This window comes from Treponema parvum, from assembly GCF_017893965.1.
In the GTDB taxonomy this organism is placed as follows: domain Bacteria; phylum Spirochaetota; class Spirochaetia; order Treponematales; family Treponemataceae; genus Treponema_D; species Treponema_D parvum.
On the sequence record NZ_CP054142.1, the window covers coordinates 2,298,615 to 2,314,172 of the forward strand.

Annotated in this window: 14 protein-coding genes; 6 read left to right on the forward strand and 8 right to left on the reverse strand. The window is 45.5% G+C overall.

Annotation, left to right across the window (positions count from 1 at the left end):
- Positions 1 to 11 precede the first annotated feature (11 nt).
- From HRQ91_RS10115 to HRQ91_RS10130, 4 genes are all read right to left on the reverse strand, one after another.
- A complete protein-coding gene (locus tag HRQ91_RS10115) occupies positions 12 to 1,004 on the reverse strand; it encodes an MlaD family protein (RefSeq protein ID WP_210119430.1) in 993 nt (330 codons plus the stop codon).
- Positions 1,001 to 1,741, reverse strand: a complete 741-nt coding sequence (locus HRQ91_RS10120; protein ID WP_210119431.1) for an ATP-binding cassette domain-containing protein — start codon at positions 1,739 to 1,741, stop codon at positions 1,001 to 1,003. Before HRQ91_RS10120 ends, HRQ91_RS10115 begins: the two co-directional genes overlap by 4 nt.
- A gap of 10 nt (positions 1,742 to 1,751) precedes the next feature.
- On the reverse strand, positions 1,752 to 2,528 hold the full coding sequence (locus HRQ91_RS10125; RefSeq protein WP_210119432.1) for an ABC transporter permease: 777 nt from the start codon (positions 2,526 to 2,528) through the stop codon (positions 1,752 to 1,754).
- Between the two features lie 99 nt (positions 2,529 to 2,627).
- The gene (locus HRQ91_RS10130) at positions 2,628 to 3,740 is read right to left on the reverse strand and encodes an aminopeptidase (RefSeq protein WP_210119433.1); all 1,113 of its coding nucleotides are present in this window, start codon (positions 3,738 to 3,740) and stop codon (positions 2,628 to 2,630) included.
- Positions 3,741 to 3,866: 126 nt separating this feature from the next.
- Between HRQ91_RS10130 and HRQ91_RS11770 the strand changes: the two genes are divergently transcribed.
- The 4 genes from HRQ91_RS11770 (at position 3,867) to rsmG (ending at position 7,968) form a co-directional block, all read left to right on the forward strand.
- A complete protein-coding gene (locus tag HRQ91_RS11770) occupies positions 3,867 to 4,778 on the forward strand; it encodes an RsmE family RNA methyltransferase (protein WP_246473217.1) in 912 nt (303 codons plus the stop codon).
- A 426-nt stretch (positions 4,779 to 5,204) separates the two neighbouring features.
- Complete coding sequence (locus tag HRQ91_RS10140) at positions 5,205 to 6,011, forward strand: hypothetical protein (protein ID WP_210119434.1); 807 nt, start codon at positions 5,205 to 5,207, stop codon at positions 6,009 to 6,011.
- Positions 5,998 to 7,218 carry a hypothetical protein gene (locus tag HRQ91_RS10145; protein ID WP_210119435.1) on the forward strand — a complete coding sequence of 407 codons (1,221 nt, stop codon included), beginning with the start codon at positions 5,998 to 6,000 and terminating at the stop codon, positions 7,216 to 7,218. Before HRQ91_RS10140 ends, HRQ91_RS10145 begins: the two co-directional genes overlap by 14 nt.
- Before the next feature lie 15 nt (positions 7,219 to 7,233).
- Positions 7,234 to 7,968, forward strand: a complete 735-nt coding sequence (rsmG, locus tag HRQ91_RS10150; protein WP_210119436.1) for a 16S rRNA (guanine(527)-N(7))-methyltransferase RsmG — start codon at positions 7,234 to 7,236, stop codon at positions 7,966 to 7,968.
- 11 nt (positions 7,969 to 7,979) lie between these two features.
- Here the strand turns inward: rsmG and HRQ91_RS10155 are convergent, their stop codons facing one another.
- The 3 genes from HRQ91_RS10155 to HRQ91_RS10165 all read right to left on the reverse strand — a co-directional run bounded on the left by HRQ91_RS10155 (position 7,980) and on the right by HRQ91_RS10165 (position 11,133).
- Positions 7,980 to 9,338, reverse strand: coding sequence for a tetratricopeptide repeat protein (locus tag HRQ91_RS10155; RefSeq protein ID WP_210119437.1), 1,359 nt, complete (start codon positions 9,336 to 9,338; stop codon positions 7,980 to 7,982).
- A 131-nt stretch (positions 9,339 to 9,469) separates the two neighbouring features.
- The gene (locus tag HRQ91_RS10160) at positions 9,470 to 10,636 is read right to left on the reverse strand and encodes a pyridoxal phosphate-dependent aminotransferase (protein ID WP_210119438.1); all 1,167 of its coding nucleotides are present in this window, start codon (positions 10,634 to 10,636) and stop codon (positions 9,470 to 9,472) included.
- Positions 10,636 to 11,133 carry an Lrp/AsnC family transcriptional regulator gene (locus HRQ91_RS10165; RefSeq protein WP_210119439.1) on the reverse strand — a complete coding sequence of 166 codons (498 nt, stop codon included), beginning with the start codon at positions 11,131 to 11,133 and terminating at the stop codon, positions 10,636 to 10,638. The genes HRQ91_RS10160 and HRQ91_RS10165 overlap by 1 nt, the downstream gene beginning before the upstream one ends.
- A 367-nt stretch (positions 11,134 to 11,500) precedes the next feature.
- On the opposite strand from HRQ91_RS10165, the gene hisG reads away from it, so the two are divergent.
- The gene (hisG, locus tag HRQ91_RS10170) at positions 11,501 to 12,352 is read left to right on the forward strand and encodes an ATP phosphoribosyltransferase (RefSeq protein ID WP_210119440.1); all 852 of its coding nucleotides are present in this window, start codon (positions 11,501 to 11,503) and stop codon (positions 12,350 to 12,352) included.
- Positions 12,353 to 12,499: 147 nt separating this feature from the next.
- Here hisG and HRQ91_RS10175 read toward each other — a convergent pair whose 3' ends face one another.
- The gene (locus tag HRQ91_RS10175; protein WP_210119441.1) at positions 12,500 to 13,675 is read right to left on the reverse strand and encodes a glycosyl hydrolase family 18 protein; all 1,176 of its coding nucleotides are present in this window, start codon (positions 13,673 to 13,675) and stop codon (positions 12,500 to 12,502) included.
- A gap of 256 nt (positions 13,676 to 13,931) precedes the next feature.
- On the opposite strand from HRQ91_RS10175, the gene HRQ91_RS10180 reads away from it, so the two are divergent.
- Positions 13,932 to 15,548 carry a xylulokinase gene (locus tag HRQ91_RS10180; RefSeq protein ID WP_210119442.1) on the forward strand — a complete coding sequence of 539 codons (1,617 nt, stop codon included), beginning with the start codon at positions 13,932 to 13,934 and terminating at the stop codon, positions 15,546 to 15,548.
- Positions 15,549 to 15,558: the final 10 nt, after the last annotated feature.

The following is a 15,558-nucleotide window of genomic DNA, read 5'->3' on the forward strand; positions in this document are numbered from 1 at the left end:
ACGCCGTCCTGTTAAAACTCAATATCCCGGGGGCTTGTGCCGCCGGATTGCGTGTTTACGCGCTCGGGAACGCCCCGTTTCAAAAGCGGATTGTTTTTAAGCGCTTCCAAAACGTCCTGAGCGGATTGAAGGGTGGTTTGAAGTTCGCTTACCAGACCTGAAATCTGCGGAAACTGCGACGGCAGCGCGGCGGTCGCCTTTTCCAGATTTTCAATCGCTGCGGAAGTGTGCGCGACCGCCGCGCCCAGTTCGGGAAATATCTTTCCGTTCGGATCCACAAGAGCAGGAACTATTCCGTCGGAAGAATTTGCGGCGGCGTTAAGAGCGTCGGTAATCCGCTTGATGTTCTGAGTTATATCGGACAAATCGCGGTTAAGAGTCTGCGTTATTTCCGAAACGTTTTTGGTCATAAGCTCTACGGAATGAACTGTGTTTGTAAGCGGAGCGCTTCCCCTTCCTTCAAAAGCTTCGTCTATGCGCGCCAGTATCGAAGAAACGTCCGTAAGAATTCTATTGGCCTGAGAAATGAAATTTGAAATGGTATCGTCTTTTTTAGGCACGGTAACTATGCCGGTTTCCACGCGTTTTCTTCCTTCCGCAGAATCCACTCTAGGAATTAATTCACCTTCTTCGATAAGCCCCGTTCCGTTGCCCGGATAAAACAAAAACTGGTTTCCGAGCCCTATAGGACTTACGTTAAATTCCACTACGGAACCTTCCCTTACCCTGTCATAGTAAGTGTCGTAGATATAAAATTGAACTTCTACCGAATCGTGAGAATTTAACCGTATGGACTTTATCTTTCCCACCGTAAATCCTTTGTATAAAACCGGCATACCTGCGCTGAGGCCGCTCCCGGATTCAAATTCCGTAAGATAATAATAATCTTTTGAAAACCACCTCTGCTTGCTTCCGATTAAAAACACGGCCGCCACGAGCGCGACGGCAGCCGTAACGGCAAAAAAGCCTACTATCTGATCCGCATAACGAATTTTAAATTTCATATGACAATCCCTTTTTCTATAAACGCAACAAGATCTTCGTCCTTAGTTATTTCATTTCCGCTTATGACCAAAGAAATTTTTCCTTCGACGACTAGGCATATGATATCTGCAAGCGCTTTTATCACATTGAGATCATGGCTTACAAATATCATGGTTTTCTTTTCCTGCTTTTTTTGTTTTATGATCTTTACAAGGCGGCGGGAAGAACTGTCGTCAAGCGATTCCGTACATTCGTCAAGGAATATTAGATCGGGATCGCACAGCATGGCGCGCGCAAAGGCGATGAGCTTTTGCTCTCCCACGGAAAGAGCCGAAGGCCGTATATCGATCGGCTTTTTATAGCCCACGTCTTTTAAAACCCGCTCTATGTTTTTTATCCTTTCCGAAAAACTCATCTGAGGAAAGTGGACTTTAAGAGGAAGCTCAAGGATTTGTCCGACCGTTTGATTTGCCCATAGGGCCGAATCTTGAAAAACAAAAGCGCAGCGGCGTCTGAAATCAAGCGTTTGCCGGCGGTTCATCAAAAAAATATCCCGCCCGTTATAACTTACGCTTCCTTCTACCGGAAGCAAAAGCCCTGCGGCAAGTTTCAGTATGGAACTTTTCCCTCCGCCGGAAGGTCCGACTATGGCTGTAGCTTTCCCCGCCTCAAAAGCGTAGGAAACGTTGTCCACTATTTTGTTTTCCTGTGCGGCAAATGAAATATTTTTTAATTCTATGACAGCGCTATCCGCCATATAAAGCCCTTCAGATATAGTAAAGCGCGGAAATCAATATGTCCGCAAGGATGCACCACGCAAACGAGCTGCTTACGGCCTTTAGACCCGCTACGGGAACTTCGGTGCTAGCTCTTTCCACCGAAAACCCTTGAAGCAGAGCGAAGACTGAAATTATCATTCCGAATGCGACGCTTTTTATAAGTGTGATAAGTATGTCCGGAAGAGTAAGCGCTTGAAGGATATTGTTAAAATAATCTACCGCAGGGATCGGATTTATGAGTTGAGAAATAAAATAAGAGCCTGCCAGACCGAAAATACAAAAATAAATGTTTAAAAGAATAAGCGATGCGGTTACGCCTAAAAAGCGCGGCACGGCGATATGTTCGATGGGATCCACTCCCACTGAAATGTACGCTTCTATTTCGTGCGACACTACCATACCGGCGATTTCTGTAGCGATAGCTGTAGCCGAACGCGCAATAATGATGAACGCCGTCAAGAGCGGCCCGAGTTCACGCGTGATCACACTGACTAAAAGCCCGTAAATAAGTTTTTGCTGTGCAAGATCGGATAAAAACGGTTCCACAAACGCATTAAACGCAGCTCCTATTCCGAGCGCGAGCAGTGAAGATATGCCAAAGGCTTCCACAAATGTAAAAAGTATTTGCATTACGAGAATCTTATATGCGGCCTGTCCTCTTATCACAAACGGCCACACGCTTCTTAAGATCCTTCCGAAAAAACCTATCGTATATTGATTTTCCTTCGATCTCGCATTTATGATCCCGCCGATCTTTTTTAACATACCGGAATTGTACGTAAAACGAACGCGTTATACAAGCCGCATGATCCCGCAGAAGGCGCAGGGAACTTTGCACTTTGCGCTCGTTGCAATGCGACGCGGCTATAATCCCTGCAAATCTCCGTTTTTAAGAACGACGAATTCCGAATTGTCTTCATACACAAACGTTATCGTAGGATCCCTAACCACTCCGTCAAGGTGAATAAGACACTGCGCATCTCCGTCATAGTTCATTCCTACGGCAAAGTGGCATGTGCGGAATGCTTTTTCATCTTCGAGCATGTTCCCGCCTATCGATGCGGCAGGATTCAGCCCTATGCCGAGCTCGCCTATATTGCGCGCGTTGCGTTTATAGACGGCGCCCTGCCCTTCCGGCAGTTTTCCGTCCTTTTCCATTTGAACGGCCGTCTTTTCGGCATCGGTAATAGATTTTAAAAGGCGCTTGGCTTCGTCGCCTCCTGTAACTGAAGTTATAAAACCGTTTTCAACTTCTATCGCGATAGGAGTTTTTAAAAGCGAAGTTCCGTCGCTAAAAGACATCGAACCGTCAAAAACGATCTTTCCCTGCGTCCCTTCATTTCCCGATCCTACAACGGGACTTATAAACACTTCTCCCGCCGGTATGTTACCGCCTGAGCCGGGTTCCGAAAAATCTCCGTTGTCGCTCATAGGTTTTCGTCCCCAAACCGGAACTTCAACGTTTGTACCTCCGGGAGACGTAACGCGGACGGTTTTTACTCCCTCGTATCTTTTGCAAAGTTTTTTGCACGTCTCTGAAAGCAGCTTGTAATCTATGCATACCGTGCGCTCAAACATATTCTCCGTGAGCCCGGGAGTCCAAACCGCTCTCATAGTTTTTTTACCGCCGATTAAAAAATTAAAAATATGGTCGAATTTTTCGCCGCTTTCGGATACGTAAGGCTTTGCAATCGCCTCGCTGTCCTTTCCGAGTTTTTGCTCCGAAATCGAAAAGAAAACGTCAGGTTCGGTTTTAAGAGCTGCTATGACTTCAGGCGAAGCCGTATCCAACAGCGTTTTCACGCTTTGATAGATCAGCACGGGAACGGCGCCTTCTTCCAGCAGAGCCGTATAAAGGCTTTGAGCGATTGCCGCCATAGACGGATTTGTAACGATTAAGACACGTTCATTTTTTTTAACGCGACAGACTTCGCGGACGACAGTCTGAGCGGGGGTTAATTTTTCTTTTTCAAACATATTCCTATTCTATCATGTTATGCGACAGAACTGCAAATACATATTGCGCACAGCTATAATCAGCGACGTTTCGGCTTTGATAGAAACCTTGTCCTTTTATCCTTTTCTTTTTATACTTTTTATCCGATGAACATATGTCTTTTTTCCGAAGAAGAAATAAACAGACCTCTTTTGTGGCAGGATGAAAGGGCTCAGCATCTCATAAAAATCCTTCATAAAAAAGAAGGCGACTCTTTTACGGCGGGAATAATCGACGGCAAAGCCGGCTCCGCAACAGTCTTGCGTATTGTTCCCAAAACACAGATCGAATTTTCGTTTACGGCGGAAAACGATGGTAAACCTCCGTATCCTCTAAGCATGATCATAGGGTTTCCGCGCCCGATACAGCTTAGGCGGCTTTTGCGCGATGCGGCGGGGCTCGGTGTGAAAAGCATTCATTTAACGGGTACGGAACTCGGTGAAAAATCGTATTTGAAGTCAACTCTGATAGAAAGCGACGCCGCGCGAAAAATGCTGATCGACGGCACTTCTCAAGCGGGAAGCACTCATTTACCTGAGCTCTGCGTGCATTCAAAGCTCGAAGAATGTCTTGACTCGGACTTCTCTGCCGCAACCGGCAAAGACAATGAAAACTCATCCGAAGGCCGTACAAAAAAAACATCCGTCGAAAAAAACAGCGATTCGCACGATGATGCGCCGTCCGGGATTTATACATGCAACGCGCCATCGCATAGCCGCCCGCCAAACCGAACGATTCCTCCGCTTAAAATTGCCTTGGATAATATCAATGCGGAATGTTCTCTTTCGGAGTTTTTAAAAAAGAATAAAATTGACGGCCTTTCCTACAAAAAAAACGGATATATGCGCCCTATAGTAGCGGCGATAGGCAGCGAACGCGGATGGACGGATAATGAACGCCGCCTTTTTGAAAAGGCGGGCTTTACGCTATGCAGCATGGGAAGCCGAATTCTCAGGACGGAAACCGCTGCGACAGTCGCAGCTTCCGTCATCCTCGATCACATGGGGCTTTTGGACTAGCCGGCCGGTTTTATATCCGGTTTTAGAGGTTTTACATCCTAAGTCGGTGCAATTTGCCCGTAGAACTTTTTTTTCGGCGGCGCATCTTTCCCGTCGGTATCCTTTGCAGGCGCATTTCGCCCGCCGACATATTTTGCCGACAGCGCCTTCAAATGTTAAATTTTTACACCGATATGTAAAAAAATCAATGCCTTCACTAGAATGAAGACAAAGTATGTGTTAATATACGGGAACCTTTAAAAACGCGGTCGAGCTTTTGTCGAGCTTTTAAGGTAGAATTCTGTGAGCGGCACCGGCGTCACGCTGCTGGAACCTCGCCTTAAGGATCTCGTTTTCAAAACGCATCATTTCATCGAGCAACAAAAGAATCGAAAACCTCGAATTTCATAAAGCTCGAAATTGATATTAAACATAATAAGGAAAAACGTGGACAACGCAAAAATAAAACAAATTTTACTTGATATACAGGGAACCGATCTCGACTTTACGGTAACCATGACCGGCAAAGCAAGCAAAAAAGTCAACGGCCTTTATAAGCCCGAAACGTACGAAATTCTTTTGCACAATAAGAATTTCAAATCCGACAATCAGCTTGTTTATACGGCGGTTCACGAATATACGCATCACCTTATAAATGAAAAGCAGCTCGCGGAATCCGGCGGCCGTCAGCCTCCCAAGGGCTCAAGAATCCACACTCAGGCGTTTTGGGCCAAATTTCACGAACTTTTGGAAATTGCCGAACAAAAAGGATACTATGTATTGGGACTTGAAAATTCTCCGGAACTTGAAGCGCTTACCGAAAAAATAAAAAAAGAATACATAGAGACTAACGGCCGCCTAATGCAGGAATTCGGTAAACTTTTGGCAAAAGCTCACGAACTTTGCGAAGCCGCAGGAATCCGCTATGAAGACTATATCGACAGAATCCTGTGTCTTCCAAGGGCTAGCGCAAGGGACATAACAAGGACGTCTCTCGTTCCGGCAGATCCCGCCGTAGGATTCGACAACATGAAGCTGCTTTCGCAGATAAAGCGGCCCGATGAACGCGCTGCCGCCGAACAGCAGCTTTTGTCCGGGAAAGCGCCGGACACCGTACGGGCGATGCTGAAAAAGAAAGCTGAAAAAATTGATCCTAAAGAAAAACTTGAAAGAGAACGCGATCGCCTGAACAAAATGATTTCAAGCCTTACCCGGCGGCTGGAATTTGTGGAGGAAAGCCTTGCGCAGATGTAAAGCCGCTATCTTAAAGCTTTTGGGCGTCTCGAAAAACCCGCTCTTAGCGATTTTTTTCTATGTTTTACATACCGTTTCGGCTCAAAACTTCCCCGAACAGGTGGGAAAAACGGATGCGATGTCCTTGTCTGGGACGTCGAGCATCGCTTCTCCGTCTCAAGACAACGCTTGGTATGTTCCGGGAAAAACCAACATAAAGGACATCCTGTCAGAACAGTACGAACAGGACGCCCGATCGTCTTCTCCCGCTCTTTCGGAACGGCAAGATCCGCAAGATTCGAAGGAAGATCTTTCAAACTCCGACGATGATAAAGATGAAATAATCACCGCTTTCGATTTTATAAAACTGAACGAAGAAGGACTTCTTTCAAACACACAAGAGCTTTTTTCCGGTAAAAATGCGGATCTGCCCGAAATCATTTACAAATTCAGGGAAATAAAAAAAGACGCCGCTTCGCTTTTCAAAAAAGAAAATAAATCAAATATATTAAACATATCGTCCGACGCGTCCGTGTTGCGTTTTATAGTAAACGGCAAAGACATATATCCGTCCTGCAGAAGCATTTATTTCAGCCGAATAGAAAGGAATAAACCATTTTTGCTTGCCGGCGACCGTCTATACGATCAGGGAAACAAACCGTATTCCGAAACATTTTATTTTTTGTTCGTTCCAGCAGGAAGGAGCGGAGGACAGGAAGTTTACAGAGTAAAAGCCGCCGTAATGCAAAATGATATAAATGAAAATTCGGAACTGTACGACCTTGCAGCGATAAAAGATCTTTATGCTTTTAGAACCGGCAGTTTTATTTCCATACACAGCGGAATTAATGATAAAGACGGTAACGGCTCCGATTACCGCCTCAGCCGAAGTGAACCGGACGGCGAAGCCCTTCTATTAAGTGCCGCTCGGCAAAGCGGCATGGATTCCTCGGCCAATTCTATCGGCTCGCTTAAACAGTCAAATCCGCCCAGTTCGGTCAGCCGGTATAATCCGTCTAACTCGTCTGGACAGCCGAATCCGTCCAGATCAGCCGGCCGATCCGATTCGGCAGGATCCGGCGACACCGGCGGTTTTTCCGCATCGTCAAGCTTAAACTCCGGCAGTGATGAAAAAGTCGCCATAGATTTTCTTATGGTTATAAGGAATCATTTGGCTATGGTTAAGAATAAGGAAAGTGTGCTTGAATTCAGCTGCCGCACAAATTGAAATTTTAAAGAAACTATGGCAGAACTCATCAATATCAATGACGGACTTTTAAAACTGGGATTTAACGAAAACGATTCTTTACGGCAGGAACATCAAGACGGAAAAGCGGATCTTTGCCCTTTACAGACTCTTGCCCAAAAGATGGAAGTCTATGTCAAAGAAATCCGTCTTTTCAATTCCGCCTACGACCTTGTAAACACTGACGATCGCAACGAAATAATCGTAAACCACATCTTTGACAGCCTTTCCGCCGTTCCGATTATTCTGCGTTTGGAAAAATCCTTACGAGCGGAAAAAAATAAAATCACCATAGGCGACATCGGATCGGGAGCGGGATTGCCGGGCATTCCGCTGGCGGCGGCATTACCTAAAGCGGAATTCGTACTCATCGAGAGGATGAGCAAACGGTGCGCTTTTTTACAAAACTGCGCCGCCATACTGAATCTGAAAAATGTCTGCATTAAAAATATCGAAGCCGAACGAATGCAGCCTGAAAGTCTTGATATTGCGGTATTCCGCGCCTTCAGACCGCTGGACAAAAAAATCTTAAGCACGGTGATGAACACGGTCGTTCCGGGGGGCTTTGCCGCAGCCTACAAGGCAAAAAAAGAAAAGATCGCAGAAGAGATGAAAGGCCTTTCATACTCGATAAAAGATTATTCGGTAGAAAAACTTTTCGTTCCTTATCTTACTGACGCCGAAGGGGACAAAAAGAGAGAGAGAAATCTTGTCATAATAAAGAAGGATTAGTTAGTATCGGATCAATTAGGAGAAGCGACTCGTTTTAAAAGCTTAATAAGAGCATCTTTTTCGACAAGGTCTATAGGGCGGCCTTCGATGTATTTATGGGCGCCTTCGCTGAACATTCCGGCTGCAAAACAAATTCCTTTGTCGGCCTTTGTGTCTTTTATCTTATTGTGAAATTCGCGAACAAATAATTCCCCAACTACGCCGGAAGTCCTGTAGAATCGGAACAATTCGGTATCTTCCCATTTTGTAGTTTCTACTGTACAAAGGATGTCCGCGCTGTCTTGGTTAACTGTGATGTCGAGTATCTTTACAAAAGAATTTTGACAAAACGTAACCACAGCCTTGCGGCAAAGGGCGACAAAGTCGCTCGTTCCCGACATGAGATACGTCTGTAAATTGGTGTTTTGATTTAATTCCTGATAACGCGACATTAAAACCGCGACATCTTTATAAGTCGGAACTATCGATTGTATCTGCTTGAGAAGGTCCAGTCCTAAAGCAATTTTATTGGAAGCAAAACAGGTCTGAGCCATGTTATAACGCAGCTCCACCGCAACTTCAGGCGGCACGTCGGGTATTCTCAAACCAATTTCAAAATCCTGAAGGGCTTTATCGTATTGCTTTGCATTTAAATTCATCTTTCCCGTAGCCAGACAAGAGCGCGGGCCGTACACAGGATCGGGGCGCAAGTGCATAAAGATTTTCATCGCCTTTTCGCCGTAACCGGATTCGTACATGGCGTCCGCCATAGCAAACAGTATTTCCTTATCGTCGGGATATTCGTCGATGGTTCTGCGCAAAAAATTCAGACTTTCCCTGAATTTTCCGGATTTATAGAGCGCAAGCCCCATCGGTCTGTAAACGGAACTTGTGTCCGGCCTTACTACAAGGGCTTTTTTTAAACACGGAATGGCGCGGGCAAAATCGTTATTTTCATAGCAAGCAATGCCTAGGTTATAACACGTGTCAAAATCATCCGGTTTTAAACGGTATGCGACGGCAAGCCCTTTAAATGAATCTTGAGTCTTACCCAGTTTTAACGCGCAAATTCCCTGCCTGAGAGCAACCGTAAATTCATCAACTTCGGGATGGAGCCTTGCGATGTCAACCAAAGTGTTGTAAAGCGGAAAGGCTTTTTCCCACTCATGACGGCGGAAATAACAGTCGGACAGTTCAACTAAAGAAGCCGTGTGATGCGGATCCTGCTTGAGTTTTCTTGTCGCCTCTTTTATTATTCTCGAATCATCCTTTTTTTCCGGCATTGATTTTTTACCTCTACCGGAAGATCTTTTCGAAGACAAAACGGAAATAAGAGCTATAACGCCGAGTAGGACAACGGACACTATAACGATAGGAAAAAGACTAAACATCTGCTATAAAAAATCCCCCAAAATAAAAGCGTCGCAAAAACGCATATTCCAGCCGTCTGCCGAAAATATCTCTTTGCAGAAGACAAGATTCCCTTTATGTATAATATCGGCAGAATTCCGTAGAAAAATTACTATTGTAATTCCTTTATCATGTCCGCAATGCGCGAAACGGCGATTTTTATTTTATCGATATTTGTCGCATAGCAACAGCGGACAAATCCCTCTCCCGCTTCTCCGAAAACGCTGCCCGGAATCACCGCCACCTGATGTTTTTCTATGAGCCGAGTGGCAAATTCTTCGCTTGAAAGAGAAGTGGAACGTATATCCGGAAAAATATAAAACGCACCTTCGGGCTCCGCACACGGCAGATTAATGCTGCAAAATGCATTATACATCAGGTTGCGTCTTTGCCGATAGCTTGTTCGCATTTTTTCAACTTCCGCCCAGCCGTTTCGAAGTCCTTCCGCAGCCGCATATTGGCTCATGATCGGCGCGCATATTGTCGAATACTGGTGAAGCTTATTTACCTGCTCCATTAAATCGCCGGGGGCGGCAACAAAGCCTATGCGCCAGCCGGTCATTGCAAATGCTTTGCTGAATCCGTTTAAAACCACAGTATAGTCCTTCATTCCCGAAAAACTGCCTATTGAAACGTGTTTGACTCCGTCATAGACAAGTTCACAGTAAACTTCGTCGCTTAAACACCAGATTTTGTGTTTTTTTACCGTTTCGGCTATTTTTTTCAATTCCTGCGCGGGAATAACGCGTCCTGTGGGATTGTTCGGCGAACAGAGCATGACAGCCTTGGTTTTGGGGCTTATCGCGTTTTCTATCTGTTCGGCGGAAGGAATAAATCCGTTATCCCTTGTGTTCAAGCGGATAATATTTACGCCGCACAACGAAGCGAGCGGCTGATAACTGACATAACAGGGTTCGCACACGATAATTTCATCGCCGGGATTCAATATGGCGCGTAAAACCGCATCCACAGCCTCGGATACGCCGATTGTGACAAGAATTTCCGCTTTAGGTTCGTAGAAAAGTTTATAGCGTTCAAGGTACTTTGCGATTTCTTCGCGCAGTTCAAGAAGGCCGCGGTTTGAAGTGTATGACGTCTGTCCCTTTTCAAGGTGATAAAACGCTTCTTCGCGCATGAGCCACGGCGTAGGAAAATCAGGTTCGCCTACGCCCAAAGAGATTATATCGTCACGCCCTATAATCAGATCAAAAAATTTGCGGATTCCGGACGGTTGAGTTTCCAAAATTTTCGAAGAAAATCTATCCTCCCTGTCGTTCATTACGCTGTGACCCCTTCGCGGCGGTCACGTTCGGCTTCCGCATAAACTATATCGTTTTCTTTATATGTTTTAAGTATAAAATGCGTCTTTGTGGAACGCACGCCTTCCAAAGTGGATAGTTTGCTTGAAACAAAAAAAGCGACTTCTTTTAAAGTCTCTCCTTCGATTATCACTTTAAGATCATATCCGCCGCTCATGAGATAAAGCGATTTTACCTGCGGAAAACGCCAAATTCTGTCGGCAATAGCGTCAAAACCGTGTTCTCGCTGAGGAGTTACCTGAATTTCTATTTCGGCACAGACCTTTCCTCTGTTGTTTTCATCCTTTTCGGGATTTACGATAGCGGCGTACTTCATTATGACGCCGTTGTCTTCGAGTTTTTTAATGATATTCCCTACATCCGCAGCGGATAATTTTGTCATTGCGGCAATATCATTGATCGAAAGCCGTGCGTTTTCACGCAGCAATGAAAGAATCTCTTCACTATGTTTATCCATAACGGGCGCCTCTTTTAAATGAATTTGGAACACGGCTCTCTGAAAACCGACGCGGTTTTTAGAAACCTCCGACGGAATATACAATAAAGTATTTCAAAATAATTAGCAACAAAGGAAATCGGACAGGAGTCCTAGGGAACCGCAGCGGAGACTGTACGAGCGTGAAACAAGTATCGGCGTAAAGAAAAAGGCGGAACGCGAGGCGGCGCAACTGACGCCGGGCCGCAAAAACTTTGATTGCCTACCTTTTGTTTTTTATATATACTTTGCGTACTTTATGAGAATTATTAACTGTGCGCAAAGAGCGCACGAATTGCACTTGGTCGGAAATTGAAATTTCCTCATATGTCGTTTTATAGGAGTTATCATGGAAAAATTGAAGATCCTTTTACCGAAAGGCAGAATATATGAAAACGTCGTTTCTCTTTTAAACGGAGCCGGAATAAAAATCGATCTTCCCGAAAGAGCGTACCGCCCTACCGTAAATCAAGACGACCTTGAAGCAAAGGTGATGAAACCGCAAAACATCGGTAAACTGCTTGAACTCGGCTCGCACGACGTAGGATTTACGGGACGCGACTGGATTATGGAAACCGGCGCAGACGTGGAAGAGATCACGGATCTCGGGTTCGACAGAGTCCGCATAGTGGCGGCGGTTCCAAATTCTATCGACGACAAAACTTTAACGGAAAGACGGGTGATAGTAGCAACCGAATACGAACAAATCTCGCGCCGATGGCTTGAAAACAGAAAGATGAATTTTCTTATCGTAAGGACGTACGGGGCGACGGAAGTATTTCCTCCGGACGATGCGGACATGATCATTGACAATACGGCTACCGGCCGCACCTTAGCTGAAAACGGGCTCCGCATAGTGGACACGATCCTTGTAAGCTCAACCTGCATGTTCGCTTCAAAAAAAGCGATGAAGGATCCGGCGAAAAAGCAAAAGATTTTGGAACTTAAAATGCTTTTTGAAGCCGTCATAAACGCAAGGGATCGCGTTATGCTTGAAATGAACTGTTCAAAGGAAAAATTCGAAGCCCTTGTTAAAGGGCTTCCTGCAATGCGAAGTCCCACTGTAGCGCCCCTTTACGGAGACAGCGGTTACGCAATAAAAATCGCCGTAAAAAAAAGCGAAGTTCCGGTTTTATTGCCGCAGCTGCGAGAGCTTGGAGCGACGGACATACTTGAATATGAACTTAGGAAGGTACTTTAGGCCGCAGGTTAAGCGCTGCAAGGACGCCGAGAGGTTCATCCGATAATCCGATATACAGATAACAGGCAGATCGTCTGATCAATCGATCGGACAAAACCAAACGGAAACATCAGCGGCGGAGTCGATAATCAAAACAGGGCGGCACACTCAGTCAAAGCTCTTTATCCATTGCCAAACAGCCGCGTCTTCCTGTCCCATCCTCCAAAAAGCCAAGCTTTGGAACCCCATATCCTTGTACATTCTTGAGCGTTCCACGACCGAGTGAGCGTCTTCATACCAGCCTGTAACCGATATTTCTTTTTTAAATGAAAAATACGGCACATCGTTTTCTCTTATGACAACGTCCACATTATTCTCGTGCATGATCCGGTTTATTCCTTCAAAATACCATGCCTTGCGCCAATTTTCTTCCGGCCATGTTCTGCCGTAAAAAGGCAGCCCCATGATATATTTTTCGGCAGGCCACAAAGAAAGGGCATATTCGGCTACGGATCGGCACCAGTCCATAGAAGCGATTGCGCCCGGCGCGCTTGTGCTCCAGTGCTCGTCATAGGCCATAATCATTATTCTGTCTGCAACTTTGCCTATTTCCGAATAAGACTCCGCATCCCGATCCAAGGTCTTTACCCTCGCGTGGACACAGACCGTTAAAGTTTTTTTCCCCAATTTCTTTTTCAAATATTTTAAAAATAAAAGATAATTTTCCGCATCTTCGGGAGGGACAAGTTCAAAATCAATCTGAACGCCGTCAAATTCCCTTGCTGCGAGCGCAAGGTCATTGGCCACCTGAGTGCGGAGTTTGCCGGAGCTTAAGACGAAGTGACTTAAAGAGCGGCTGTCGCAGACGGCCGTTAAGTGAACTCTGCCCTTAAAATCCGCTACGGCGGATCTTTGCGGCACTTTTGAAAGATTTCCAAAGATATCTATTTCCGCGGCAAAAAGACCTATGTCCGTAAGCATCGCATTTTTATTGTATTCGTCGATATAGTCTGGAATCACATATCCCCAAATTTCTTTAAAGTTTACGGCTTCACCTTTTAATTCTCTGTTCCATCGGTAAGGATTAGCATAACCGGGAATCATAACTTCGTCGGTTTCGACGCCGGAATCCTGTGTTGAAGGGTTACCGAGCGCGGTTGATCCCGCAGCGGATTGAGCCGCGGCAAGTTGCACAGCTGTCGCAGGCTGCACGTCCGCAGCAGATTGCCCCGCCGCGCCGGAAGTCGCCTTGGACAATACGCCGCCGAAATCGGCGGACGACACTAAAGACGGCTTAAAACAAACCGCCGCAAAAAAAACGGCATAGATAAAATTTTTTTTCATTTATTTTCCAAAATAAAAGTATACTTTAATTAAAGACTACCCTGACTTTAGGTTTTTATCAATATTCAGCCGCACATATTCGACTGCACATATTGCCGTGATTTTCCGACCGCACACGTGTCGAGCATGTGTTGAATCGGTAAAGAATTTGTGATACCGTAATCTTTAATAAGAAATTAAACCGTCGCAAAGAGCGCACTAATTGCACTCGGTTGAAAATTGAAATTTTCTTCCTCATGCAATTTATAGGAGTGATATGAACGCCGATTTTGAAAAAAACAAAAAAGAAATTGAAGAAGGTATTGCCGTTCTCGGCATAGAATTCGGTTCTACAAGAATAAAATCCGTGCTTATAAATTCACAAAACGAACCGATCGCTCAAGGCAGCTATGATTGGGAAAACACTCTTTCAAACGGAATATGGACATACCCGCTCGACGAAGTAATGAGGGGGCTTTCCGGCTGTTATGCCGAACTGAAAGCCTATGTAAAAGAAAAATACGGCGTAACCGTAAAAAATTTCAGAGCCTTAGGAATAAGCGGAATGATGCACGGATACCTTGCGTTCGATAAAGACAATGAACTGTTGGTTCCATTCAGAACATGGCGCAATACTATCACCGGCAAGGCCGCAGCAAAACTTTCTTCCGTTTTTTGCTACCCGGTTCCGGAGCGGTGGAGCATATCCCACCTTTATCAGGCCGTTTTAAACGATGAAAAACATGTTCCCGACATAGCCTTTTTTACAACGCTTTCGGGTTTTATTCACTGGAAACTGACAGGCAAAAAGGTACTCGGCATCGGAGACGCTTCGGGAATGTTTCCTATAGATATAAAGACCGGCACATACAACGGGCAATTTATAAAACAATTCGATCTTCTTGTAAAAGATAAAAAATACCCTTGGAAGCTCGAACAGCTTTTACCTGAGGTTCTTCTTGCAGGAAACGGGGCGGGAACACTAACGGAGGAGGGAGCGACTTTACTCGACAAGGAAGGGGATCTTCAAAGCGGTATACCTATGTGCCCTCCCGAAGGGGACGCCGGTACGGGCATGGTCGCGACGAACAGCGTGGCGAAACGCACGGGAAATGTCTCGGCAGGAACTTCCGTCTTTGCAATGGTCGTCCTTGAAAAAGAACTTTCCAAAGTCTATGCCAATGAAATAGATTTGGTGACGACGCCCGACGGAGCCCTGGTTGCGATGGCACACGCAAACAACTGCACGGGCGAATACGATCAATGGCTTAATCTTTTTGCAGAAGTCCTTAAAGCGACCGGAAACCAAATCGAAAAAAGTAAATTATACGACAAGCTTTTGTCTTTGGCGCTTCAAGGAGACAAAGACTGCGGTGGACTTATTCCTTATAACTACATTTCAGGAGAAAGCATTACCGGAATGAATGAAGGCAGAGCCGTTTTTATGAGGACGCAAAAAAACAACTTTACTCTAGCCAATTTTATGAGAGCGCAGCTTTTTACGGCATTGGGGGCGCTCCGCATCGGTATGGACATTCTGTTCGACAAGGAAGACGTCAAGATAGACTGTCTAACCGGGCACGGAGGATTTTTTAAGACTGAAAACGTAGGCGCCGCCATTATGGCCGCGGCGATGCATACTCCTGTCTCTACGCTTGAAACCGCAGGCGAGGGAGGCCCTTGGGGAATCGCCTTACTGGCTTCATACGCCGCAAAGGAGGCTTTTAACCCCGGTAAGCCGCTCGGCGATTTTTTAAACGACGAGGTATTTAAAGAAAACAGACGGGTTACAATACAGCCTGAAAAATCCGACGTAGACGGATTCAATGCATTTTTTAAAAATTATAAAAAAGGTCTTGCGGTGGAGCGAGCGGCGATCGAAGCTATCGACTAAAGATCCTGAA

Excerpts from the sequence above, each read along its gene's own strand:
- HRQ91_RS10115 (WP_210119430.1), bottom strand. The coding sequence starts at position 1,004 with ATGAAATTTAAAATTCGTTATGCGGATCAGATAGTAGGCTTTTTTGCC.
- HRQ91_RS10120 (WP_210119431.1), bottom strand. The coding sequence starts at position 1,741 with ATGGCGGATAGCGCTGTCATAGAATTAAAAAATATTTCATTTGCCGCA.
- HRQ91_RS10125 (WP_210119432.1), bottom strand. The coding sequence starts at position 2,528 with ATGTTAAAAAAGATCGGCGGGATCATAAATGCGAGATCGAAGGAAAAT.
- HRQ91_RS10130 (WP_210119433.1), bottom strand. The coding sequence starts at position 3,740 with ATGTTTGAAAAAGAAAAATTAACCCCCGCTCAGACTGTCGTCCGCGAA.
- HRQ91_RS11770 (WP_246473217.1), top strand. The coding sequence starts at position 3,867 with ATGAACATATGTCTTTTTTCCGAAGAAGAAATAAACAGACCTCTTTTG.
- rsmG (WP_210119436.1), top strand. The coding sequence starts at position 7,234 with ATGGCAGAACTCATCAATATCAATGACGGACTTTTAAAACTGGGATTT.
- HRQ91_RS10155 (WP_210119437.1), bottom strand. The coding sequence starts at position 9,338 with ATGTTTAGTCTTTTTCCTATCGTTATAGTGTCCGTTGTCCTACTCGGC.
- HRQ91_RS10160 (WP_210119438.1), bottom strand. The coding sequence starts at position 10,636 with ATGAACGACAGGGAGGATAGATTTTCTTCGAAAATTTTGGAAACTCAA.
- HRQ91_RS10165 (WP_210119439.1), bottom strand. The coding sequence starts at position 11,133 with ATGGATAAACATAGTGAAGAGATTCTTTCATTGCTGCGTGAAAACGCA.
- hisG (WP_210119440.1), top strand. The coding sequence starts at position 11,501 with ATGGAAAAATTGAAGATCCTTTTACCGAAAGGCAGAATATATGAAAAC.
- HRQ91_RS10175 (WP_210119441.1), bottom strand. The coding sequence starts at position 13,675 with ATGAAAAAAAATTTTATCTATGCCGTTTTTTTTGCGGCGGTTTGTTTT.
- HRQ91_RS10180 (WP_210119442.1), top strand. The coding sequence starts at position 13,932 with ATGAACGCCGATTTTGAAAAAAACAAAAAAGAAATTGAAGAAGGTATT.